At 47.4% G+C, this 268-nt stretch carries 1 pseudogene; it reads left to right on the top strand.

Going from position 1 to position 268, the window contains the following annotated elements:
- Positions 1-268 (top strand): annotated as a pseudogene (locus tag AAEY57_RS20130) (hypothetical protein); the annotation flags it as partial.

The raw sequence follows: 268 nt of genomic DNA, 5'->3' as shown, positions 1-268 counted from the left end.
ATTTATAGATTAGAAGCTTTAGGTATTAATGAAGCTGATATTAGTATTGTAGCCAACGACTCATACGCAAAGGAAGATTTTGCTGTAGACGAAGGTACTAAAGCTGCCGAAGGCGGCATTATAGGCGCGGCTTCAGGTGGTATTCTTGCTGCAATTATTGGCGGATTTACTGCCGTAGGGACTGTAGCAACAGGTGGTACGGGCTTATTAGTTGCCGGTCCATTAGTCGCTGCATTTGCTGCTGGTGGCGCAGGCGCTGCAGTTGGTG

This window comes from Pseudoalteromonas sp. MER144-MNA-CIBAN-0113 (assembly GCF_040308965.1).
GTDB classification, from domain to species: Bacteria; Pseudomonadota; Gammaproteobacteria; order Enterobacterales; family Alteromonadaceae; genus Pseudoalteromonas; species Pseudoalteromonas tetraodonis.
This window is presented reverse-complemented; position numbering and strand designations above follow the sequence as displayed.